The organism is Nocardioides sp. GCM10030259, assembly GCF_042666375.1.
Classification (GTDB): domain Bacteria; phylum Actinomycetota; class Actinomycetes; order Propionibacteriales; family Nocardioidaceae; genus Nocardioides.
Genome location: NZ_JBHTDF010000025.1, coordinates 294,164 through 316,315 on the forward strand (window position 1 = coordinate 294,164; position 22,152 = coordinate 316,315).

The following is a 22,152-nucleotide window of genomic DNA, read 5'->3' on the forward strand; positions in this document are numbered from 1 at the left end:
CGCGGCCGTTCGGAAGAGGGCCGCAGCCTCATGCCAACGGGGAAGGACGTCGAGGTGGTCACCGATCGCTCTGACGAGCAGCTGCGCCTGCGCGCCACGCTGGCGACGATCGCGCCCGGCACCTCGCTGCGCGACGGGCTCGAGCGCATCCTGCGCGGCCGCACCGGCGCCCTCATCGTGCTCGGCCACGACAAGGTCGTCGACTCGATCTCGACCGGCGGCTTCACGCTCGACGTGCCGTTCACGGCCACCGGGATGCGCGAGCTGGCGAAGATGGACGGCGCGATCATCGTCGACAAGGACGTCACCCGGATCCTGCGCGCGGCCGTGCACCTGATGCCCGACCACACGATCCCGTCGGAGGAGACCGGCACCCGCCACCGCACCGCCGACCGCGTGGCGCGCCAGACCGGCTTCCCGGTCATCTCGGTCTCCCAGTCGATGCAGATCATCGCTGCGTACGTCGGCGCGACCCGCCACGTGCTCGAGGACTCCGGCCAGATCCTCTCCCGGGCCAACCAGGCCCTCGCGACGCTCGAGCGTTACAAGCTGCGACTCGACGAGGTGTCGAGCACCCTGTCGGCGCTGGAGATCGAGGACCTCGTGACCGTCCGCGACGTCGCGGTCGTCGCGCAGCGGCTCGAGATGGTCACCCGCATCGCGCGCGAGATCGAGGACTACGTGCTCGAGCTCGGCACCGACGGCCGCCTGCTGTCCCTCCAGCTCGAGGAGCTGGTCACGGGGGTCGACACCGAGCGCGAGCTGGTGATCCGCGACTACCTGCCCGTCGGCCGCCGGTCGCGCACCCCGGAGTCGGTGCTCGCCCGGCTCGAGTCGCTGTCGTCGACCGAGCTGGTCGACCCGGCCGCCGCCGCTCGCGCGCTCGGCCTCGGCACCGGCGAGCACCTCGACGGTGCCGTCGCCCCGCGTGGCTACCGGCTGCTCGCCAAGGTGCCCCGCCTGCCGAGCACCGTCGTCGACCGGCTGGTCGACCACTTCGGCACCCTGCAGAAGCTGCTCTCCGCCGGCATCGACGACCTGCAGGCCGTCGACGGCGTCGGCGAGCTGCGGGCCCGCAGCGTCCGCGAGGGCCTCTCCCGGCTCGCCGAGTCGACGATCCTCGAGCGCTACGTGTAGCGGAGCTACTCGTAGCGCTGATGGTGGTCGAGCAAGCGGCGCGACTGAGCTTGCGAAGTAGGGACCCGCGTGTCGAGACCCGGCGAGCCTGGAAGCAGGCTCAATCCGGCTCCACCGCGCCGGACGGCGACTCGCTCGTCGGCTCGTCGTCCTGGGGGTCGTTCTTCGGCGACGCCGTCACGGTGACCGTCGCCGCGGTCGGGGCCTTCAGCTCGAACTGCACGTCCGACGGCTCGCCGCTCAGCGCCGCGGCGGTGACGTGGTACCAGCCCGGGTAGGCCCACGCGGTCCCGATGATGCAGGTGTCGCCGGAGCGCTTCGCGCCCCGCCAGACGATGCCGACCCGGGTGGTGACGGCCTTGCGCACCACGACGTCGCGACGCGGGATCGCCCGCGGGCACTCGCGACTGCTCCAGATCGCGTCGTTGCCCGACGTGATGTTCACGGCCAGTGCATCGGGAGTGACCCGCCAGGTGCACGCCTCGGCGGAGATCGTGCGCAGCTGCAGCACGATCATCACGTCGCGGCCGCCGATCGCGTTGCCGACCTTCGGCGTGACCGCGATGTCGGAGCCGACGCACTCCCCGGAGGGGTCGGCGAGGACCGGCGCCTCGCTGGTCGGCTTGCCCTTCCCGGGCTTGCCCTTGCCGGTGCCCTTCCCGGTGCTCGTGGTGCCCGTGGTGCCCGTGGTGCCCGTGGTGCCCGTGGTGCTCGGCGTCACCGGGGTGCCGCTGTCGACCACGGTCGGCGCGGACGACGTCGGCGAGCCCGCCGAGAGCTCCGCGGAGTCGTCGCCGCCCTTGCCGTCGCTGCCGCCGCCGAGCAGCCGCGCGATCGCCACGACCAGCAGCACGGCGGTGCCCAGCACCATGGCTCGGCGCACCCAGTAGACCCGGGCCGGCAGCGGACCACGGGTGAAGGGAGGCATGGCGCAAACGCTAGTCAGCGGCCCGGCCGCCGTCGCGGTGCCACACCGGCGACAATGGTCAAGAGATGAGCGCACTCAACGAGCCGGTCCTGAGCTGGTACGACGCCCACGCCCGCGACCTCCCGTGGCGCGGCGCCGCGGCCTCGCCATGGTCGGTGATGGTGTCCGAGTTCATGCTCCAGCAGACGCCCGTCAGCCGGGTGCTGCCGGTGCACGCGGAGTGGCTACGTCGCTGGCCCACACCGGCCGACCTCGCCGCCGAGACGTCCGGCGAGGCGGTCCGCGCCTGGGGCCGCCTCGGCTACCCCCGCCGGGCGCTGCGCCTGCACGCCGCCGCCACCGCGATCGTGGAGCAGCACGGCGGCAAGGTGCCTGCGTCGTACGACGACCTGAAGGCGCTGCCCGGCGTCGGCGACTACACCGCCGCGGCGATCGCCAGCTTCGCGTACGGCCGGCGGCACGTGGTGCTCGACACCAACGTCCGGCGGGTGTTCGCCCGGGTCGTCCAGGGCGTGGAGTTCCCGTCGCCGTCGGTGACGAGGGCCGAGCGGGAGGTCGCGTTGGAGGTGCTGCCCGACGACGACGCCACCGCCGCGACCTGGTCGGTGGCCGTGATGGAGCTCGGCGCACTGGTCTGCACCGCCGCCAACCCGCGCTGCCGCGACTGCCCGGTCGCCGACCTGTGCGCCTGGCGGGCCGCCGGACACCCGGCGTACGACGGGCCGCCCCGCAAGGTCCAGACCTGGGCCGGCACCGACCGCCAGTGCCGCGGGCGGCTGCTCGCGGTGCTGCGCGACAGCGACGGCCCCGTGCACCGCTCCCGGCTCGACGCGGCCTGGTCGGAGGAGGGCCAGCGGATCCGCTGCCTCGCCTCGCTCATCGAGGACGGCCTGGTCGCCCAGGCCGCCCCCGACGCGTACGCGCTGCCCTAGTCGGCCGAGCGGGGCACGTCCGAGCCGCTGTCGGAGTCGTCCGGGCCCTCGGTGGGCGAGTCGGACGAGCTGACCTCGGCGGTCTCGAACGGGGGCAGGTCGGGCAGCTCGCCGACCTTCTGGCCCGCGAACGTGAAGGACGCGGACGGACCCTCGCCCTCGACGTCGACCAGCACGATCTGACCGGGTCCGACCTCGCCGTACAGCATCTTCTCGGCGAGGACGTCCTCGATCTCGCGCTGGACGGTACGACGCAGCGGGCGGGCGCCCAGGACCGGGTCGAAGCCCCGCTCGGCGAGCAGGTTCTTCGCGGCCTGGGTGAGCTCGATCCGCATGTCGCGGTCCTTCAGGCGGACCTCCACGGCACCGATCATGTTGTCGACCATCGAGACGATCTGCTCCTGCGACAGCGGCGGGAACACGATGATCTCGTCGACGCGGTTGAGGAACTCGGGGCGGAAGTGCTGCTTGAGCTCGTCCTGCACCTTGTTCTTCATCCGGTCGTAGTCGCCGGGGCCACCAGCACCGCCGGCGAAGCCGAGGTTGACGCCCTTGGCGATGTCCTTGGTGCCGAGGTTGGTGGTCATGATGATGACGGTGTTCTTGAAGTCGACCACCCGGCCCTGCGAGTCGGTCAGGCGACCCTCCTCGAGGATCTGCAGCAGGCTGTTGAAGATGTCCGGGTGCGCCTTCTCGACCTCGTCGAAGAGCACGACCGAGAACGGCTTGCGACGCACCTTCTCGGTGAGCTGGCCGCCCTCCTCGTAGCCGACGTAGCCCGGAGGCGAGCCGAAGAGCCGCGAGACGGTGTGCTTCTCGCCGAACTCCGACATGTCGAGCTGGATCAGCGCGTCCTCGTCGCCGAAGAGGAACTCCGCGAGCGTCTTGGACAGCCAGGTCTTACCGACACCGGACGGGCCGGCGAAGATGAACGAGCCGCCGGGGCGCTTCGGGTCCTTCAGGCCGGCGCGGGTACGACGGATCGCGCGCGACAGCGCCTTGACCGCCTCGTCCTGGCCGATGACGCGCTTGTGGAGCTCGTCCTCCATCTTGAGCAGCCGGGTCGACTCCTCCTCGGAGAGCTTCACGATCGGGATCCCGGTCGCCACGGCGAGCACCTCGGCGATCAGCTCCTCGTCGACCTCCGCGACCTCGTCCATGTCGCCCGCGCGCCACTGCTTCTCGCGCTCGGACTTCTTCAGGATCAGCTGCTTCTCCTCGTCGCGCAGGCGCGCCGCGGCCTCGAAGTCCTGGCCGTCGATGGCGGCCTCCTTGCGCTGGCGGACGTCGCTGATCTTGTCGTCGTACTCGCGCAGGTCCGCGGGCGCCGTCATCCGGCGGATCCGCAGCCGCGAGCCGGCCTCGTCGATCAGGTCGATCGCCTTGTCGGGCAGGAAGCGGTCGGAGATGTAGCGGTCGGCGAGCGTCGCCGCCGAGACCAGCGCCTCGTCGGTGATCGTCACGCGGTGGTGCGCCTCGTAGCGGTCGCGCAGGCCCTTGAGCATCTCGATCGTGTGGGCGATCGACGGCTCGGCGACCTGGATCGGCTGGAAGCGGCGCTCCAGCGCGGCGTCCTTCTCGAGGTACTTGCGGTACTCGTCGAGGGTGGTGGCGCCGATGGTCTGCAGCTCGCCGCGGGCCAGCATCGGCTTCAGGATGCTCGCCGCGTCGATCGCGCCCTCGGCCGCGCCGGCGCCGACGAGGGTGTGGATCTCGTCGATGAACAGCACGATGTCGCCGCGGGTGCGGATCTCCTTGAGCACCTTCTTCAGGCGCTCCTCGAAGTCACCGCGGTAGCGGCTGCCCGCGACCAGCGCACCGAGGTCGAGGGTGTAGATCTGCTTGTCCTTGAGCGTCTCGGGCACGTTGCCCTTGACGATGTCCTGGGCGAGCCCCTCGACGATGGTCGTCTTGCCGACGCCGGGCTCTCCGATGAGGACCGGGTTGTTCTTGGTACGGCGGGACAGGATCTGCATGACCCGCTCGATCTCCTGCTCGCGACCGATGACCGGGTCGAGCTTGCCCTCGCGGGCGTCCTGGGTGAGGTTGCGGCCGAACTGGTCGAGCACCAGCGAGGACGACGGGGCGTCGCTCTGCGAGCCACCGGTGGTGGCGCCGGCGCCCGCGGCCTCCTTGCCCTGGAAGCCCGAGAGCAGCTGGATGACCTGCTGGCGGACCCGGTTGAGGTCGGCGCCCAGCTTCTGCAGCACCTGGGCGGCGACGCCCTCCCCCTCGCGGATCAGGCCGAGCAGGATGTGCTCGGTGCCGATGTAGGAGTGGCCGAGCTGCAGCGCCTCGCGCAGGGACAGCTCGAGCACCTTCTTGGCACGCGGCGTGAACGGGATGTGGCCGCTCGGCGCCTGCTGGCCCTGACCGATGATCTCCTCGACCTGCGCGCGGACGGCCTCGAGCGAGATGTCCAGGCTCTCGAGCGCCTTCGCTGCGACGCCCTCGCCCTCGTGGATCAGGCCGAGCAGGATGTGCTCGGTGCCGATGTAGTTGTGGGAGAGCATGCGGGCCTCTTCCTGGGCCAGCACGACCACCCGGCGGGCTCGGTCAGTGAACCGCTCGAACATGCGCATCTCTCCTGAAGCTTCTGCGGGGCCCGCCCACCTTGGTGGAGGGCAGGTACCTGTATCAAACCCCGCTGCAAGACTACGCGTTCCCCCGTAGCCGCCAATTCAGTCCGCTGTCAGCGAACAGGGGCCGCCGCGCGGTCACTTGACGACGTCGACGTCGAGCCGGAGGCCCGGGCACGCCTTCTCGAGGGCACGACGCAGGTCCGGATTCCGGGTCAGGACGCGTACGCCGCCGCCCCACGCACGCGACGTCGCGCAGACGCTCTTCGGGTCCTCGGCGACCAGGGAGTACAGGTGGGTGTACGCCTCCGACCTGATCGGGTCCATGCCGGCGTTCTCGCCGCCGGTCGCCGTCGGTGAGTGCAGCTGCAGCAGCCAGTAGTTGGCAAGGCCGTCTCGGTACGGATCGCCGAAGTACTGCGAGAACAACGTCCGGTCGGCCCACCGATCGCCGACCAGCATGGCCCTCACCACGTCGTCCTGGTCGCTCATCCCGTCCGAACCGGCGATCGACAGCACCGGCAGAACGGTGTCGAGGGACCAGTCGGGGGCGGGGTCGAGCGCCGGATGCGCCAGTGACGGTGGACGCAGGTCGGCCGGGGACACGCGGCTGAGCATCAGCGCGGCGAGCACGATCGCGGCGGCCCCCGCCGCACCCGTCCGCAGGCGCCGCCCCGCGCTGCCGCCACCCGCGTCGCGACCGTCGCCACGCGCATCGAGGTCGGCGACCAGTCCGATCGCGATGACGGCCGCGGCCACGCACCACAGCCAGGCGTACTTGGCCGGGTAGTAGCCCCAGTTCGCGAGTCCTGCCGAAAGGCGCTGGTGAACCAGGTAGGCCGCACCACCGAACCCTGCGACGAGCAGGACAGCCACCCCGACGGGCATCCAGCCGCGGCCGGTCGCCGCCACCACGATCAGGGCAGCCAGCGCCAGGCCCGACGCCGCGGCGATGGCGTCGTACATGCTGAACCCGAAGAAGGCGCCGTCGCCGCCCAGTGCCTCCGCGCCGACCAGTCGCAGGCTCGGAAGGAACCGGAAGACGACGTACGCGAGCAGCAGGACGTGGGGAACGAGCCACAGTGCCAACGCTCGACCGCGAAGCGCCAGCAGCTGCCGCCGGGAGCGAGCGGCGATGGCCACCCACATCGCAGCAGGCGCGGCGACCAGTGGCCCCCACGTCGCCAGCAGGGTCAGGCCGGCGAGGGCGACGAGGGCAGATCCGAGAACCGGGCGCTTCGCCGACTCGATCCACGCGATCCACAGGCACAGGAGCAGCAACACGGTGGGAAGCGCGTTCCAGAAGCCGTACCTCACGGCGAATCCGAACGCGGCCCACGTCCAGGGGATCAGCGCCGCCGCGAGGCCGACTGCTGCCCGCAGCACGACGTTGCGCTCCCGGACGGTCCTCAGCACCGTGATCGCGGCGATCACGGAGATGGCAGCGGTCACGAACATCAGGCCGTCGGAGGATCGTGCGAGGTCGTGCCGGAGCATGGCAGCCGGGCCCAGGTCAGCGCGGCCCGGCGCCATGAACCAGGCGATGATCCCGGCCGTCGTGGGGACCGGGTTGTCGTGCAACCCCGGATCGACCCCGTCGTCGGCGAGGATGAACCGAGCGAGGATGAGGTTGAACGGCGCGTCGTTCTGCATCAACCACGAGAGCTTGGGCAGGCCGGACCTGCCGCGTGCGATCTCCAGGATCGCCCACATCGCGGCTGACGGCAGCGTCGAGACCGCGGCGTCGACCCACTGTCCGGCCGACGGCGGCCGGAGGTCACGGCGTCGCCACCACAGGTCCGCCAGGCTCACCGCGCCGACGACGTACAGCACGACCGATGCCGTGACGCGAAAGGGCAGGCCGAGGAGCGGACCCCACCACGTGAGCACGAGGAGGGCGGCGAACGCTCCCATGACGACCAGGGCGGCTGCGGCCGCCCAGCCCAGCCGCGCTGCGAGGCCGGCCGTGCTCGCAGCAGCCACGGTGGCGAGCAGCAGGAACGGACTGGATCCCGTCAGATCCAGGACCACCGCGGCCGCCAGCAGCAGGGTCAGCGCGGCCAGGCCGATCGTCGTCGCGTGGTCAGCGACTCGCAGCCGGGAGCGCTCCGAGCGCGTCCCGGCTGCGTCCGACGTCCTCAATGCGCGGCTTCGAAGGCTGCCCGTACCTCCGCCGAGACTCGGCCTCGGTCGGGCACGTCGAAGCCATGCTCGCGCGCCCAGTCGCGAATCTCCTTGGCGCTGGGGCCGCTGTCGGAGGACTTGCGCGCGCGACGGGCGCCGGAGACCTTGCGACCGTGCCCGACGAATGGCGCCAGTGCATCACGAAGACGTGTCGCGTTCGCCTCGTTGAGGTCGATTTCGTAGGTGGTGCCGTCAATACCGAAGGTCACGGTCTCGACCGCCTCGCCTCCGTCGATATCGTCCTCGAGAATGATCTGGACTTTCTGCGCCATCTACTTCTCCTCGTATCGCACGAATCCCGTTGCCCAAATCAGAGGTTACGCGCATTCGATGCCTGCGCAGTATCCATTCGCTCGAATGTGGAATCCGGCGGGTCGTCTACTTCCCTGAAGCACGTTGGACACCGAACGCGGTGCGCCTCCCGAGCATCCACCACACGAGCCCTGCGAAGGCCACGGAGCCGATCAGCCAGACCCCGTTGGGGGAAAGCAGCCCGCCGACGGGCCACCACCACTCCGTGTCCTTGTTGAGATTGAAGCCCGGAACATCGGTGCCGGTGGTGTAGCGCCGTATCTGGGTAAACAGTGCGAAGCTCTGCGCGATCGACAATGCAACCACGAGTGCCCATCGCTGCCAGGGACCGTGGTGGAGCCAACGTTTGCGACCCAGAAGGCTGAATCCGGTGAATACGATCAAGAGTGGCAGCACGTATCGAGGCTGGAACTGCGTGCCGATCGTCGCACCACTGACGGCGAGCAAATAGAGGGGATATACGGCCATGGCGAGGAGAAGTACTCCCATGGCGGCACCGCGGGCCCGCGAGATCCCACGCCATTGGCCGAACATCACGGCGACCCAGGCGAAGAGGGCGCCGAACCCGACGACCGCGGGGAACCGGGTGTCGAGCCAGCCGATCGTGCCCTGGTCGCCGTAGCCGAGCGCCCCGAACCACACCGTCGGCAGCCCCAAGGCGTTGTGGCGCGTGAGGTCCCACCAGGAGCCGCCGGCCGAGGTCGCGAGTCCTCCCGAGACCGCCGACGACTGGTCGCCGGCGAGGAAGCCCCACGCGGAGATCAACGCGGCCAGTCCGGCTCCCAGGAGCACGACCCCACTGGCTCGGATGCGCTCCCAGCGTTGGCCGGGATCACCGATGAACCACGGGAGCCGCGCCAGGAGCACCACGCCGATCGCCAGCACGGTGAACAGGGCCTGGTCACTCCGCGCGGACGCCCCGAGGACAGCGCCCACCAGACCCAGCGCGACAAGTCCCAGACGCCGTCGACCTTCGACCTGGAGCGCGGCGTGGAACGAGACCCACACCGTCGCCGCGCTGATCAGCGCCCAGCTGCTCGGGTTGCTGGACGCGTAGATCGACAGGCCCAACGGCACCGCCGTGAGCAGGACCGTCATCGCCGGAATGATGCGCAACCGCCGGGGGAGCAGATAGGTCAGCGACGCCAGCATGACCAGGAGCAGCACGGAGTTGGCCAGGCGCATCCTCAGCACCGACGACGCGACGCTGTCCCCGACGAAGACGTGCATCACCCGGTGGAAGCCGGGCGGGTAGAGACCGTTCCAGTTGCCGAAGTCCGTGCCCACGTTCGGGCCCGTGGTCTTCCCGAACGGTGCCTGGCACTGCCCGGAGACGTCCGCCTTGAAGGCGAAGCAAGGCGCCCCGGCAACCTCGTCGGGCACGACGCGTGCTTCGTCGTTGCCCTCGATGGGCAGGCACCGCACATCGTCCGTGCCCGCCGCGCACCAGATCGACGGCAGGTGGAAGTTGTCGTCGGGGGACGACCCGGCCGGCGATGCCAACGACCAGGCCACGAGCGCGGCCAGCGCTGCCAGCCACGGCAGCACCAGGCCTGCCGAGCGGCGCACGCGAGCCGATCGCGGGTTCCCGACCGGTCGACCGTCGTCGGCCTTCGCGACGGTCTCGAGAGCGCGGACGCTCATCTCGGCTGCGGGGTGAAGTCGGGGACGAACTCGTCGGTCCGCGGCATCCACCATCGGCTCCGCAGGATCTCCTTCTCCCAGTCCTGCACCTTGTTGTCCCGGGTCTGCGACTCGAAGTGGAACGCCTCCGCCGTCGCGATCCACAGGACCCGAAGCCCGAGGTGTCGAACCTTGAGCGAGAAGTCGACGTCGTTGAAGTTGACCGGGAGGGCCTCGGTCATGCCGCCGACGCGGTCGTAGGTCTCCCGCCTCAGCGCGACACAGGCGCCCGTGACGCCGCTGACCTCACGGTTGATCCGGTGCAGGCCGTACGCACCAGGATCGTCCTCCAACGCTCCGTAGGAGAGGTGATGCGGCCACTGGCCGTGGAACCCCAGCCCGGCGTGCTGGATGGTGCTGTCCGCGAACAGCAGGCGGGCACCCGTGAGCCCCACTCCCGACTCCACCAGCGGCGCGACCAGGTCGGGGATGAATCCCTCGGACCGCACCTCGATGTCGTCGTTGAGCAGCAGCACGTAGGTGCCCTGGGAGGCGAGCACGCCCACGTTGCACTTCTCGCTGAAGTTGAACGGCCGGTCGTAGGGGACCAGCCGCAGTCGCTCCCCGAGCAGGCGCTGCAGCTCCTCGACGACGTTGTCCGGCGTGTCGAGGTCGTAGACGACGACGAACTCGAGGTTGTCGTGCCCACCACGCTCCAGCACGGACCGGACCGCCTCGAGGACGAGCAGCCGCGGCTCGCCCCAGATCTGCTTGGCCGTCCCTCTCGTCGGGATCACGACGCTCACCAGGGTCTCCGGGTCGAGGGAGCGGCGCAGCCGGACGAAGGTGGTCGTCGGATCGATCTCGGCGGTGGCGTCGATGCCGAGCCGATCGAGCTGCTCCTGCACCGCGCGGCGCCGCGCGTCGTCGGCGTACGACTTCGCGTGGAGATCGGCCGCGGTCGAGCCCGCGCTGGCGCGCCAGTGGTAGAGGACCTGCGGTACGTGCTCAACGTGTCGCGCACGCTCGGTCACCCGGAGGACGAGGTCGTGGTCCTGGGAGCCGTCGAAGCCATCGCGGAACCCGCCGACCTCACGGACCAGTGCGGTGCGGAGGACCGAGAGGTGGCTGGTGTACATCTGGGCGCGGAGCCGCTCCGGCGACCAGGGCGGCTTGCGGAACTCGTCGTAGTGACGACCGTCCTCGCCGACCTTGTCCTCGTCGGAGTACAGGTAGTCGGCGTTGGGGTGGCGCGAGATCACCGCGTGGTTGCGCTCGAGGGCGTCGGGCGTCAGCAGGTCGTCGTGGTCCAGCAGCACGACGAACTCACCGCGCGCCGCGTCGATGCCGTCGTTGGACGACGCGACGATGCCGCCGTTGGCCTCGCGCTCGACCAGGCGGATCCGCTCATCGCGCTCCGCTGCCCGGCGGAGCACCTCCGTGACCCCCTCCTGGTCGGAGTGGTCATCGACCAGGATGAGCTCCCAGTCGGCGAAGGTCTGCCCGACGACCGAGTCGATCGTGGCACTCAGGGCGCCGGGTTCTGGTCGGTAGACCGGTGTGACGACGGAGAAGTACGGGTTGGACACAGCCTCAGCTCCCACGTCGGAAGACGCGCGCGGGGCTCGTGAGCGCCCGCCCGACTCGCCAGGACCGCGACCGGGTCAGCGCTCGTGACTCTTCCTGCAGTCGCTTCGCCTCCTCCCGGAGACGACGCGCCTGTCGCGCGGACCTGGCCTTCTCCTTCTTGAGCCGCTGGACCGACGCCCTGAGCCGCTGCACCCGGCGATTGGCCTCGCGAGCACGCATGCTCGCACTTGCCGCCGTCGCCTCGAGACCGATGATGTGGTCGCGCTGCGTCATGACCGCGTGCCGCAGCTCGGCGTTCTCGGCCTCACGCAGCGTGATGACGTTCTCCCGGTGCTGCATGGTCTGCAGGGCGCCGATGTACCGGTGGGTGTAGTCGTCGGTGAGGCGAACCTCGTCCGGAGGGACGGGGAGCTCGAGGTCCGGCAGCGCGAGGCTGTCGCCGGCCTCCGCGACCCGGGCCGAGGCCACGAACTGGTAGACCAGCGCGTCAGGCTGCTCGCGGACCCACTCGACGACCGCCGGTGGGAGATCCGTCCCGTCCACCCCGACCTCGGTCCGGAGCGGATCCGCGGTCGTGCCCCACAGCACCTCGACGGTCATCCCGACCGATCGGAACAGCTCGCCTACCGCCTGACGGTCGAAGAACCGTACGTGGGTGCTGTCGAGCAGCCCGGTGTCCGTGTAGCGCCAGCGTCCCTCCAACAGAGCCAGGCGCACCGATCCGTGCGTCACGTTCGGGATCGACACGATGACCCGTCCGCCCTCGGCGAGCAGCGAGAGCGAGTCGCGCAGCACGCCCTCGGGGTCGTTCACGTGCTCGAGGACGTCACCGAAGACGACGACGTCGAACGACTCCTTGTCGTAGTGATCGGTCAGCAGGCTGTTCTCGAGGTCGGCGATGACCAGCGACTCGACCGTGTCGCGGGCCGGTTCGGCGAGCTCCTGGTCGTTGTCGAGGCCCCACACCTGGTTGCCGCGGGCGACCAGGGTCCGGGCGAGGTAGCCGGTGGCGCAGCCGACGTCGAGAACCCGCTTCTTCGAGCCGACCAGCTCCACGATCTGCGTATGACTGGTGTTCCGGTTCGTGAGGTCGATTTCCGCGTCGTACCTGGCCACGTCTCTCCATCCGTTCGTGTCGAGGCTCTGAACGATGATGGCCCCCGCCCGATCGCGCGCACTCTACCCGAGGCCGGCCGGTCACCTGTTGCGGGTGAAGACCAGCTCCAGCCCCCGCAACGTCAGCCACGGGTCGTGGTCGGTGAAGCACCGGCACTCGTCGACGACGAGCGGGGCGAGGTAGCCGGTCGCGATCACCGTGACGTCGTCGACGGCGACGCCGAGCTCCTCGATCATCCGGCCGACGATGCCCTCGACCTGGCTGGCGACGCCGAAGACCATGCCCGACTGGAGGGCCTCGACGGTGTTGCGGGCGACCACCGAGCGCGGCCGGGCGAGCTCGACCGTGCGCAGCTGCGCACCGCGGCGGCCGAGGGCCTCGAGGGAGATCTCGATGCCGGGGGCGATCGCGCCGCCGACGTACTGCCCCTGCCCGTTGACGACCTCGAACGTCGTGGCCGTGCCGCCGAAGTCGACCACGATCGCGGGGCCGCCGTACTCCTGCGCGGCGGCGAGGGCGTTCATGATCCGGTCGCTGCCGACCTCGCGCGGGTTGTCCATCAGCACGGGGATCCCGGTGCGCACGCCGGGCTCGACGACGACCGTGGGGACCGTGGCGAAGTGGCGCGCCATCATGTCCCGCCACTCGTGCAGCACAGCCGGCACGGTCGCGCACACCGCGATGCCGTCGACCGCGTCGAGCGCGTCACCCAGCAGGCCGCGCAGCAGCACGGCCCACTCGTCGGAGGTGTGCCGCGCGTCGGTCGCGACCCGCCAGTCGGCACGGACCTGCCCGTCGCTGACCAGTCCCAGCACCGTGTGGCTGTTGCCGATGTCGGCCGCGAGCAGGGGCACGGCTAGCCCTCGCTCAGGTCGAGGCCGAGGTCGAAGACCTGGACGGAGTGGGTGAGCGCCCCGACCGAGATGAAGTCGACGCCGGTCTCGGCGACCTCGCGGGCGCGGTCGATCGTCAGCCCGCCCGAGGCCTCGAGCGTCGCCCGGCCCGCGGTGATGGTCACGGCCTCGGCCATCGTCGCGGTGTCCATGTTGTCGAGCAGGATCTCGGTGCAGCCGGCCTCGAGCAGCGCGCGCAGCTGGTCGAGGTCGGTGACCTCGACCTCGACCCGGAGCTCGGGGTACGCCGCGCGCACCGCGTCGTACGCCGGCACGACGCCGCCGGCCGCGACCACGTGGTTGTCCTTGACCATCGCCCGGTCGCTGAGGCTGAGCCGGTGGTTGACGCCGCCGCCGCACCGCACGGCGTACTTCTGCAGGGCTCGGAAGGTCGGCAGCGTCTTGCGGGTGTCGAGCACCTTGGCGCGGGTGCCGGCCAGCGCGTCGACCCAGTGGGAGGTCGCGGTCGCGACGCCCGAGAGGTGGCTGGCGTAGTTGAGCGCGGTGCGCTCGGCGGTGAGCAGCCCCCGAGTCGGCCCGGACACGCGCATGACGACGTCGCCCGGCTTGACGTGCGTGCCGTCGGGCAGGCGGTCGGTGACCGACACGGTGCCGCCCATGACCTCGTGGAAGACCAGGGCGGCGATGCCCAGCCCCGCGATCACGCCGGCCTCGCGGGCCGCGAAGACGCCGGTCCCGGTGGCCTCGGCCGAGATCGTCGCGGTCGACGTGACGTCGCCCGCCGGGAGGTCCTCGGCGAGGGCGGCGCGGACCTGGGCGAGCACGGCGTCGGGGTCGAGCCCCGCCGCGCGCAGCTCGTCGTCGTACGGCGTGCTCATGCGGTGTCTCCGTCGGTGGCCGGGCTGGAGGCGAAGGCCAGCGTGCTCGCGCCGTCGCTCATCGCGACGTCGAAGTGGCCGGCGAAGTCGGCGTCGTCGCGGTCGGGGAAGTCCTCGCGCCAGTGGGAGCCCCGGGTCTCCTCCCGCAGCGCGGCCGCGTCGGCGAGGGCGAGGCTGATCGTGAGCAGGTTGGTGGTCTCCCAGGACTCCTGGTCGATCGCGTCGGCGGTGGCGCCGGCGATCTTGTCGAGGCGGCCGACCGCGTCGGCGAGCCCGTCGGCGCTGCGCAGCACCCCCGCCTGCGCGGTCATGACCTCCTGGAGGTCGCGGCGGACGTCGCCGGGGACCAGACCGGCGGTGCGGGCGTCGGGCGCCGGCGGGAGCTGGGGCCGCAGCTCACCGGGCAGCACGCTGGCGATGCGGCGGGAGAAGACCAGGCCCTCGAGCAGCGAGTTGGAGGCCAGCCGGTTGGCGCCGTGCACGCCGGAGCAGGCGACCTCGCCGGTCGCGTAGAGGCCCGGGACGTTGCTGCGGCCCCACAGGTCGGTGCGCACGCCGCCGGATGCGTAGTGGCAGGCGGGGGCGACGGGGATCAGCTCGGTGACCGGGTCGACGCCGTGGCGGCGACAGGTGGCGAGGATCGTCGGGAAGCGGCGCTCCCAGAAGTCAGCGCCGAGGTGGCGGGCGTCCAGCCACATGTGCGGCTGGCCGGTCTCGTTCATGCGGCGGGTGATCGCCTTGGCGACCACGTCGCGCGGGGCGAGGTCGGCGAGGTCGTGGACGCCCTGCATGAAGCGGTCACCGTCCCAGTCGACCAGGAACGCGCCCTCGCCGCGGACCGCCTCGGAGATCAGCGGCTGCTGGCCGAGGGAGTCGGGGCCGAGGTACATGACCGTGGGGTGGAACTGCACGAACTCCAGGTCGCGCAGCACCGCGCCGGCGCGCAGCGCGACGGCCATGCCGTCGCCGGTCGAGACCGCCGGGTTGGTGGTCTGCGAGAAGACCTGGCCCAGGCCGCCGCTCGCGAGCACGACGGCGCGGCAGAGGACCGCGCCCACCCCGTCGCGCTGCCCCTCTCCCATCACGTGCAGGGTGAGCCCGGCGATGCCGCCGTCGTCAGCGAGCAGCAGGTCGACGGCGAGAGCGTGCTGGATGACCTCGATCTCGGGGGCCTGCTCGATCGCGGCGATCAGGGCCCGCTGGATTTCGGCGCCGGTGGCATCGCCGCCCGCGTGCGCGATCCGGTCGCGGTGGTGGCCACCCTCGCGGGTGAGCGAGATCTCGCCGTCGGGGTCGTGGTCGAAGTTGGTGCCGAGCGCGATCAGCTCGTGCACGGCCTCCGGGCCCTCGGTCACCAGCACCTCGACCGCGGCGCGGTCGCACGCTCCGGCCCCGGCGACCAGCGTGTCGACGAGGTGCTCCTCGGGGGTGTCCTCCGGGCCGAGTGCGGCGGCGATCCCGCCCTGCGCCCACTGGGTCGACCCCGCGGCGAGCACGTCCTTGGTGACCACCAGGACCTTGCCGACCCGCCCGCGCAGCCGCAGCGCCGCGGTCAGGCCCGCGATGCCGGACCCGACGACGACGACGTCGGCGGTGGTGGTCCAGCCGGGTGCCGGGGCGAGCAGGCGTCCGGGCACGCGCCGGACGGTGGCGGGGGGCATTGGCGCAATCTATCGGTTGGCGAGCCCGTCGCCGCGGACCAGCCCGGACCCCTCGACGGCCTCGGCCGGGTCGAACCCGGTGGCCAGGATCTTGTTGTCGGCGTCGACGAAGACGACGTGGGGCTGGAACTCCTTCGCCTCGGCGGTCTCCATCTGGCCATAGCCGATGAGGATCACGAGGTCGCCGGGGTGCACGAGGCGGGCCGCGGCGCCGTTGATGCCGATGACGCCGGACCCGCGCTCGCCGGCGATCGTGTAGGTCTCCAGGCGCGCGCCGTTGGTGATGTCGACGATGTGCACGAGCTCGCCGGCCAGCAGGTCGGCGGCGTCGAGCAGGTCCTCGTCGACGGTGACCGAGCCGACGTAGTGCAGGTCGGCCTGCGTCACGGTGGCGCGGTGGATCTTGCTCTTCATCATGGTGCGGAGCATCAGGACTCCCCCTCGGGTGCGGCCGCGCGCCCGAGCACGAGCGGCATGTTGTCGATCAGTCGGGTGGTGCCGACGCGTGCCGCCACCAGGATCCGGGCCTCGGTCCCGGGAGGTACGTCGTGGGACAGGTCGCCCAGGTCGGGGTCGGTGACCACGAGGTAGTCGAGGTCCACGAGGTGCTCCCGCAGCTCGGTGCGCGCCTCGTCGACGGCGACCTCCACGCCGTACCCGGCGTTCTCGCGTGCCGCGCGCAGGGCGCGGTTGAGCGCGGTGGCCGCGACCCGCTGCTCGCCGTCGAGGTAGCGGTTGCGGCTGGAGAGCGCCAGCCCGTCGTCCTCGCGGACGGTCGGGGCGCCGACGACCTCGACGCCCATGTTGAGGTCGAGCACCATCCGGCGCACCAGCACCAGCTGCTGGTAGTCCTTCTGGCCGAAGACCGCCACGTCGGGCCGGACCAGGCCGAAGAGCTTGGCGACGACGGTGAGGACGCCGCGGAAGTGGCCGAGCCGGATCCGCCCCTCGAGGACCTTCGCCCCAGGGCCGGGCTCGATCGTGACCTGCGGGTCGCCGCCCGGGTAGACCTCCTCGACGCTCGGCGCGAAGACGACGTCCACGCCCTCGCGGGCGCAGATCTCCAGGTCCGCCTCGAGCGTGCGCGGGTAGCGGTCGAGGTCCTCCCCCGGGCCGAACTGGAGCGGGTTCACGAAGACCGACACGACCACCGGACCGGCGCCGACGCGCTCCCGCGCGGCGCGGATCAGGCTGGCGTGGCCCTCGTGCAGGGCGCCCATCGTCGGCACGAAGCCGACCGGCAGGCCGCCCGCGCGGGCGCCTGCGAGCAGGCCGGCGAGCTCCTCGCGGGTCGAGGAGAGGGCGGGAGCGGTCATCGGCGGGCCGGGGTGTGTGCGGTGCTCTGCTCGGCACCCTGCTCGGCACCCTGCTCGGCGCCGTCGAGCGCGCGGATGATCGCGGCGGCGCGGATCGGCAGCACCCGGCCGTCGGTGACGGCGCGGTCGAGCGTGGCCCGGGCCATGGCGACGTACGACGGCAGCGTGTGGGGTGCGTTGGCGCTGATGTCGGCGAGGTGCGCGCGCACGGTGTTGACGTCGCCACGGACGATCGGGCCGGTCAGCGCGGCGTCGCCCTGCTCGAGCGCGTTGTCGAGCGCGGCGGTCAGCAGCGGGCGGAGGGTGCCGGCCGGGTCGCTGGACCCCGCGGCGGCGAGCATCTCCATCGCCTGGGTCACCAGGGTGACGAGGTGGTTGGCGCCGTGGGCCAGGCCCGCGTGGTAGAGCGTCCGCATCTCCTCGGGCACCCACGTGGGGCGGCCGCCGAGGTCGGCGACGAGCGACTCGACGAGCTCACGCTCGTCGGGGCCCGCGGTGAGGCCGAAGACGCAGCCGGCCAAGCGCTCGAGGTCGAGGGCGGTGCCGGTGAAGGTCATCGCGGGGTGCATCGCGGCGACCCGAGCGCCGACGGCCGCCGCGGGAGCGAGCACGTCGAGGCCGTGCCGGCCGGAGGTGTGCACGACGTACTGTCCGGGCCGGATCGCGCCGGCGTCGCTGAGGGTGGTGACGACGTTGGCGAGCATGTCGTCGGGCACCGTGAGCAGCAGCAGGTCGCAGGCGCGCGCCACGGCCGTGGGCTTGCGCGTCGGGACGCCGGGCAGCAGCGCCGCGATGCGGGCGCGGGAGGCGTCGGACTCGCCGGCGGCGGCCACGACGTGGTGGCCCGCTGCGCCGAGGGCGGCGGCCAGGACGGCGCCGACGCGACCCGCGCCGACCACGCCCACCCGCAGCCCGGTCTCCCGGGTGTGGTGCGTCATGTCGAACCTTTCGTTCCAGTCCCTCCGACCACCCGCGGGACCGAGGTCCGTGCGGGCCGGTGTGGGTACCGGACGTTCGTTCTTGATCCTGGTGGATCCCGACGCTGTGAGGGTACGCCGCGGGCGACCCCGCACAAACGGGGGCGAGCCGTGGGGTGGGTCACACGAGGGTCAGGGTCTGCGGGCGATCACCCGGCAGAGCACGGGGTCCTCCTCGCCCCAGGGCGCGAGGCCGTCGGACTCGACCTCGTAGAGGACCTCCCAGCCGCGCTGGCGGAGGTCGACGAGGAACGCCTCGGCGTTCTGGTAGCGGCGGTAGTGCTTGGGGTGCGCCTTCTGGAGGTGGGCGTCCTTGTCGGTGCGGAACTCCGCGGCGAGCAGGTCGCCGGACCTCGCCTTGGCGCCCAGCACGTCCAGCAGCGTCTCCTGCACGTCCTCGGTGATCGCGTGCAGCACGAAGCGGGTGTAGTGGACGACCGGCCCGCTCTGCCCGTCTCCGGCGACCTTGTCGAGCACGGCGCCGAGTCCGGCGGCGTCGCCGAGGTCGACGACCTCGAAGGTCACCCGGTCACCGAACCCGGCTCCCGTGGCGCGGTCGCGCGCGTGGGCGACGCCGACGTCGGAGCGGTCCAGGCCGACGACCGTGCGGCCGACCGAGCCGAAGTAGAAGGAGTCGCGGCCGTCGCCGCAGCCGATGTCGACGATCGTGCCGGCCGTCTCGGGGCGGTCCTGCACGAACTGCGCGAACGACGACCCCTCGGTGTGGCCGTTGTGCGCGTAGTAGTCGGCCCAGTAGACCGTGGTGCGCTGGGCCGGGGTGAGCTGGCCGTCCACGTCCTCGCCGCGGCGCTCGATCTTCCAGTCGAAGCCGGTCTTGGGCTGGCGCCAGTCGTCGCCGTAGATCGCGGCGAGCAGCTCCTCGGAGCGCACCGGCACGAGCGGGCGCCCGCCGGGGAAGTCGATCTCCCGCATGCCCTCCCACTGCGCGTCGGTGACCGGCGCCGTCCCGGCGTACCCGAACGGGTGCCGCATCACCCCGTCGGCGTCGAGGTAGGTGTGGAAGATGTCGATGCGGTACTTCGACCGGTCCTCGTCGACGACGTGCAGGCACGAGCCCATCGCCTCGACCCGGTAGCCGCGGTCGATCAGGGTCCGCGCGATCGCCACGAGCTCCGCAGCCGCGGCGGGGCCGGACCGCTCCCGGGACACGTAGGCGACGTCGAAGTCGTTGTCGTGGCCGATGTAGTTGCCCTCGCGGATCGCGCCGAGCAGCGTGCCGAAGGTCAGGAACAGGTCGTTGCCGTGCTCCTCGCGCAGGATCGTGCGGACGTCGTCGTAGAGGCCCATGACGGCCTCCTGCCACTGGGTGTTGAGCTGCTTCGACAGCTGCACCATGCCGGTTCGTGCGAGCACCCAGCCGGCGCCGAGCCGCTCCTTGAGGAGGTCGGGGTCGTGCGCGCCGTCCCGCGGAGCCTTGACGAACATCCCGTGGCCGTGGATCGGGAGCGGCCGGCCGTCGACCTCGACGCGCAGCCGCGAGCCCCGAGCCGCGTAGCCCCAGAGGCTGTGGATCTTGAAGGAGAACGTGCGGATCTGCGCCCGGCTGTTGCGCCGGTCGCCGCGCGGCGACCGGATGGAGGGAGTGCGGTCGCGCTTCTTCTTCGCCGACGCCTGCGACATCGCACCGTCGGGGGTGGCGTACGTCGAGCTCACCTTGATGGGCCCGAGGAAGAGGTCCACGCGCGTCGGCGCCGCCTCGGGCCGCACCGACACCCAGCCGAGCACCTGCTCATGGGAGAACTCCTCGACCATCCCGACGACGGCGGGTGCCGGCACGGCCTGGGCGGTGGTCCGGCGTACACGCCGGAGCAGGTCACGCATCTGGGATCTCCTCGTTGCTCGGTCCCGGTCGGGCGCCCACCAGCTCGGGCAGCCGCTCGACGGTCGCCCGGACGAGCGCCTCGACCGCGACGGACACGGCCGCGTGCGGCAGGTCGGGCGGCGCGTCGGCGCGCCCGACGGGCAGCGGCTCGCGGGTCAGCAGGCCGTCGGGGTCTCCGACGACACGGACGGTCGCGTCGCGGGCGGCCTGTGCCTGCGACGCGTTGATCTCACGCACCCGGTCGGCCGCCCACTCGGGGAAGGGCGGGACGACGGGCGTGGCCCGCGGCAGGTCGGCATCGCGCAGGTGCCGCACCAGCCCGCCGGCGGTCCACGGGCGGCGCTTCTCCCGGTCGACGCGGGCCGCTGCGAACGCCTCGTGGGCGGATCGCACCAGCTCGACCTCGGCCCAGGACAGGCTGGGGTTCGACTGCGACGGGTCGGGGTCGAGCAGGCCCTCGGGGAGCCCCAGGAGCCGCTCGAACGTGCGGGGCAGCAGCTCGCGGTCGACGCCGTCGTTGACGATCAGCGTGACGCGCTCCGGGCCGACGACCCCGGTCCAGTCGGCGAGCAGGCGGCGTACGTCGTGGGCGGTCCAGACGTTGATCCACTCGCGGTGGCGCGGCTCGGCGTCGTCGGAGGCGAGGACGATCCGCAGCCACTCCTCCCACGGGATCGTGATGCCGGACTTCACCTTCTCCTGCCACTGCGAGGGCAGGTAGGAGTCGAACCGGCGGACCACGGCGACCACGTGCACGCGCTCACCGCCGAGGCCGTCGACGATCCGCTGACGCTGCTCCTCGGACGCCCGGCCGAAGTCCTCGCTCGAGATGCAGACCCGACGGTCGCCGGCCGCCTCGACCTCGGCGACGAGGCGCTTCCAGTGCTTGATCGGCGGCCGGGCGCGCTGGCCGAGGCCGATCGCCAGCCCCGCGAGCCGGGGGCGGCGCCCGGAGCCGGCGTAGTGGACGCCGTGGGCGGCGAGCTGCTCGCGCGTCTGGTGGAAGGCGACCTGGACAGCGGTGCTGCCGGTCTTGTGCGGGCCGATGTGGACCAGGCGGGTGCCGGGAGGCAGCAGCAGGTCAGGCATCCGCGCCCTCCTCGGCGCCCTTCCTCGGGGTCACGAGGTCGGGCAGCCGCTCCACGGTCGCCTGCACCAGCGCCTGCACGGCGACGGCCATCGCCGCCTGCGGCAGCGCGGGGGGTACGTCGACGGGCCCGACCGGCAGGGGCTCGCGGGTCTCCAGCGCGTCGGGGTCGCCGACCACCCGGACCGCCGACTCGCGGACCGCGCGGGCCCGGTCGGCACCGATCCGGCGCACCTGCTCGGCGGCCCACTCGGGGAAGGGCGGCGTCGTCGGCGTCGAGCGCGGCAGGTCGGCCCCCTGGAGGTGGCGCACCAGCCCGGCGGCCGTCCACGGGTCGCGGTCGCGCCGGTCGACGCCGAGCGCCTCGAACGCCAGGTGGGCGGACCGCACCAGCTCGACCTCGGCCCAGGACAGGCTGGGGTTCGACTGCGACGGGTCCGGGACCAGCAGGCCCTCGGGGAGGCCGAGGAGGCGCTCGAAGGTGCGCGGCAGCAGCGCCCGGTCGGCGCCGTCGTTGACGATCAGCGTGATGCGCTCGGGACCGACCACCTCGGTCCAGTTGCGGAGCAGGCGGTCGACGTCGTGGGCGCGCCAGACGTTCATCCGCTCGTAGTGGCGCTGCTCGGTGTCGCGATCGAGGACGATGCGCAGCCACTCCTCCCACGAGAGCGTGACGCCGGCCTTGACCCGCTCCTGCCACTGCGAGGGCAGGTAGGAGTCGAGGCGGCGCGCGACCGCGACGACGTGCACCCGGTCACCGCCGAGGTCGTCGACGATCCGCTGGCGCTGCTCCTTCGTGGCGCGGCCGAAGTCCTCGTTGGAGATGCAGACCCGCTGGTCGCCGGCCCCGTCGACCTCGGCCACCAGCTCGTCCCAGTGCCGCACGGGCGGGCGCTCCACGCCGTACTTCTTGCCGGCGAGGCCGATCGACCAGCCGGCGAGCCGCGGGCGGCGTCCGGAGCCGGCGTAGTGGACGCCGTGGGCGGCGAGCTGCTCGCGCGCGTCGTGGAAGGCCACCTGCACCGCGGTGCTGCCGGTCTTGTGCGGGCCGATGTGCACGAGACGGGTGCCCGCGGGCAGCAGCAGGTCGGCGTCGTCGCTCACGTGCCACACCTCCCGGGCGTCGTCCGACGG

18 protein-coding genes are annotated in these 22,152 nt (G+C 71.9%); 2 read left to right on the forward strand and 16 right to left on the reverse strand.

What is annotated here, in order from left to right:
* The first annotated feature begins 30 nt into the window (after nucleotides 1-30).
* On the forward strand, nucleotides 31-1,137 hold the full coding sequence (disA, locus tag ACFQQI_RS20860) for a DNA integrity scanning diadenylate cyclase DisA (RefSeq protein ID WP_378568161.1): 1,107 nt from the start codon (nucleotides 31-33) through the stop codon (nucleotides 1,135-1,137).
* A gap of 100 nt (nucleotides 1,138-1,237) precedes the next feature.
* Here the strand turns inward: disA and ACFQQI_RS20865 are convergent, their stop codons facing one another.
* Entirely contained in the window at nucleotides 1,238-2,065 is an 828-nt protein-coding gene (locus ACFQQI_RS20865) for a hypothetical protein (protein ID WP_378568163.1), read from the reverse strand.
* A gap of 65 nt (nucleotides 2,066-2,130) precedes the next feature.
* Here ACFQQI_RS20865 and ACFQQI_RS20870 point away from each other — a divergent pair, with 65 nt between their 5' ends.
* Entirely contained in the window at nucleotides 2,131-2,997 is an 867-nt protein-coding gene (locus ACFQQI_RS20870; RefSeq protein WP_378568165.1) for an A/G-specific adenine glycosylase, read from the forward strand.
* On the opposite strand, the gene ACFQQI_RS20875 is transcribed toward ACFQQI_RS20870, so the two are convergent.
* The 15 genes from ACFQQI_RS20875 to ACFQQI_RS20945 all read right to left on the reverse strand — a co-directional run bounded on the left by ACFQQI_RS20875 (nucleotide 2,994) and on the right by ACFQQI_RS20945 (nucleotide 22,122).
* Complete coding sequence (locus ACFQQI_RS20875) at nucleotides 2,994-5,573, reverse strand: ATP-dependent Clp protease ATP-binding subunit (protein ID WP_378568167.1); 2,580 nt, start codon at nucleotides 5,571-5,573, stop codon at nucleotides 2,994-2,996. The genes ACFQQI_RS20870 and ACFQQI_RS20875 overlap by 4 nt on opposite strands.
* Nucleotides 5,574-5,714: 141 nt before the next feature.
* Nucleotides 5,715-7,718, reverse strand: coding sequence for a hypothetical protein (locus tag ACFQQI_RS20880; protein WP_378568169.1), 2,004 nt, complete (start codon nucleotides 7,716-7,718; stop codon nucleotides 5,715-5,717).
* Nucleotides 7,715-8,032, reverse strand: coding sequence for an Lsr2 family protein (locus tag ACFQQI_RS20885; RefSeq protein WP_378568171.1), 318 nt, complete (start codon nucleotides 8,030-8,032; stop codon nucleotides 7,715-7,717). The genes ACFQQI_RS20880 and ACFQQI_RS20885 overlap by 4 nt, the downstream gene beginning before the upstream one ends.
* Before the next feature lie 106 nt (nucleotides 8,033-8,138).
* Nucleotides 8,139-9,716, reverse strand: a complete 1,578-nt coding sequence (locus tag ACFQQI_RS20890; RefSeq protein WP_378568173.1) for a DUF2142 domain-containing protein — start codon at nucleotides 9,714-9,716, stop codon at nucleotides 8,139-8,141.
* Complete coding sequence (locus ACFQQI_RS20895) at nucleotides 9,713-11,284, reverse strand: glycosyltransferase (protein ID WP_378568175.1); 1,572 nt, start codon at nucleotides 11,282-11,284, stop codon at nucleotides 9,713-9,715. Before ACFQQI_RS20895 ends, ACFQQI_RS20890 begins: the two co-directional genes overlap by 4 nt.
* Before the next feature lie 4 nt (nucleotides 11,285-11,288).
* Nucleotides 11,289-12,401 carry a methyltransferase domain-containing protein gene (locus ACFQQI_RS20900; protein ID WP_378568177.1) on the reverse strand — a complete coding sequence of 371 codons (1,113 nt, stop codon included), beginning with the start codon at nucleotides 12,399-12,401 and terminating at the stop codon, nucleotides 11,289-11,291.
* Between the two features lie 81 nt (nucleotides 12,402-12,482).
* Nucleotides 12,483-13,256, reverse strand: a complete 774-nt coding sequence (locus ACFQQI_RS20905; RefSeq protein WP_378568179.1) for a type III pantothenate kinase — start codon at nucleotides 13,254-13,256, stop codon at nucleotides 12,483-12,485.
* Between the two features lie 2 nt (nucleotides 13,257-13,258).
* Nucleotides 13,259-14,134 carry a carboxylating nicotinate-nucleotide diphosphorylase gene (gene nadC, locus ACFQQI_RS20910; protein WP_378568181.1) on the reverse strand — a complete coding sequence of 292 codons (876 nt, stop codon included), beginning with the start codon at nucleotides 14,132-14,134 and terminating at the stop codon, nucleotides 13,259-13,261.
* Nucleotides 14,131-15,795 carry an L-aspartate oxidase gene (locus tag ACFQQI_RS20915; RefSeq protein WP_378568183.1) on the reverse strand — a complete coding sequence of 555 codons (1,665 nt, stop codon included), beginning with the start codon at nucleotides 15,793-15,795 and terminating at the stop codon, nucleotides 14,131-14,133. Before ACFQQI_RS20915 ends, nadC begins: the two co-directional genes overlap by 4 nt.
* A gap of 9 nt (nucleotides 15,796-15,804) precedes the next feature.
* Nucleotides 15,805-16,224 (reverse strand): aspartate 1-decarboxylase, encoded by a 420-nt coding sequence (gene panD, locus ACFQQI_RS20920; protein WP_378568185.1) that lies wholly within the window; start codon nucleotides 16,222-16,224, stop codon nucleotides 15,805-15,807.
* A complete protein-coding gene (gene panC / locus ACFQQI_RS20925) occupies nucleotides 16,224-17,111 on the reverse strand; it encodes a pantoate--beta-alanine ligase (RefSeq protein ID WP_378568187.1) in 888 nt (295 codons plus the stop codon). Before panC ends, panD begins: the two co-directional genes overlap by 1 nt.
* Entirely contained in the window at nucleotides 17,108-18,049 is a 942-nt protein-coding gene (locus tag ACFQQI_RS20930) for a Rossmann-like and DUF2520 domain-containing protein (protein WP_378568189.1), read from the reverse strand. The genes panC and ACFQQI_RS20930 overlap by 4 nt, the downstream gene beginning before the upstream one ends.
* A gap of 171 nt (nucleotides 18,050-18,220) precedes the next feature.
* A complete protein-coding gene (locus ACFQQI_RS20935; protein WP_378568191.1) occupies nucleotides 18,221-19,930 on the reverse strand; it encodes a methyltransferase domain-containing protein in 1,710 nt (569 codons plus the stop codon).
* Nucleotides 19,923-21,020, reverse strand: a complete 1,098-nt coding sequence (locus ACFQQI_RS20940; protein WP_378568193.1) for a hypothetical protein — start codon at nucleotides 21,018-21,020, stop codon at nucleotides 19,923-19,925. The genes ACFQQI_RS20935 and ACFQQI_RS20940 overlap by 8 nt, the downstream gene beginning before the upstream one ends.
* Nucleotides 21,013-22,122, reverse strand: coding sequence for a hypothetical protein (locus ACFQQI_RS20945; protein WP_378568195.1), 1,110 nt, complete (start codon nucleotides 22,120-22,122; stop codon nucleotides 21,013-21,015). Before ACFQQI_RS20945 ends, ACFQQI_RS20940 begins: the two co-directional genes overlap by 8 nt.
* Nucleotides 22,123-22,152 lie beyond the last annotated feature (30 nt).

Bases quoted from the DNA above. Each gene is read 5' to 3' on its own strand.
- nadC (WP_378568181.1), bottom strand. From the start codon at position 14,134: ATGAGCACGCCGTACGACGACGAGCTGCGCGCGGCGGGGCTCGACCCC.
- panC (WP_378568187.1), bottom strand. From the start codon at position 17,111: ATGACCGCTCCCGCCCTCTCCTCGACCCGCGAGGAGCTCGCCGGCCTG.
- ACFQQI_RS20930 (WP_378568189.1), bottom strand. From the start codon at position 18,049: ATGACGCACCACACCCGGGAGACCGGGCTGCGGGTGGGCGTGGTCGGC.
- ACFQQI_RS20890 (WP_378568173.1), bottom strand. From the start codon at position 9,716: ATGAGCGTCCGCGCTCTCGAGACCGTCGCGAAGGCCGACGACGGTCGA.
- ACFQQI_RS20865 (WP_378568163.1), bottom strand. From the start codon at position 2,065: ATGCCTCCCTTCACCCGTGGTCCGCTGCCGGCCCGGGTCTACTGGGTG.
- disA (WP_378568161.1), top strand. From the start codon at position 31: ATGCCAACGGGGAAGGACGTCGAGGTGGTCACCGATCGCTCTGACGAG.
- ACFQQI_RS20875 (WP_378568167.1), bottom strand. From the start codon at position 5,573: ATGTTCGAGCGGTTCACTGACCGAGCCCGCCGGGTGGTCGTGCTGGCC.
- panD (WP_378568185.1), bottom strand. From the start codon at position 16,224: ATGCTCCGCACCATGATGAAGAGCAAGATCCACCGCGCCACCGTGACG.
- ACFQQI_RS20915 (WP_378568183.1), bottom strand. From the start codon at position 15,795: ATGCCCCCCGCCACCGTCCGGCGCGTGCCCGGACGCCTGCTCGCCCCG.
- ACFQQI_RS20935 (WP_378568191.1), bottom strand. From the start codon at position 19,930: ATGCGTGACCTGCTCCGGCGTGTACGCCGGACCACCGCCCAGGCCGTG.
- ACFQQI_RS20885 (WP_378568171.1), bottom strand. From the start codon at position 8,032: ATGGCGCAGAAAGTCCAGATCATTCTCGAGGACGATATCGACGGAGGC.
- ACFQQI_RS20940 (WP_378568193.1), bottom strand. From the start codon at position 21,020: ATGCCTGACCTGCTGCTGCCTCCCGGCACCCGCCTGGTCCACATCGGC.
- ACFQQI_RS20870 (WP_378568165.1), top strand. From the start codon at position 2,131: ATGAGCGCACTCAACGAGCCGGTCCTGAGCTGGTACGACGCCCACGCC.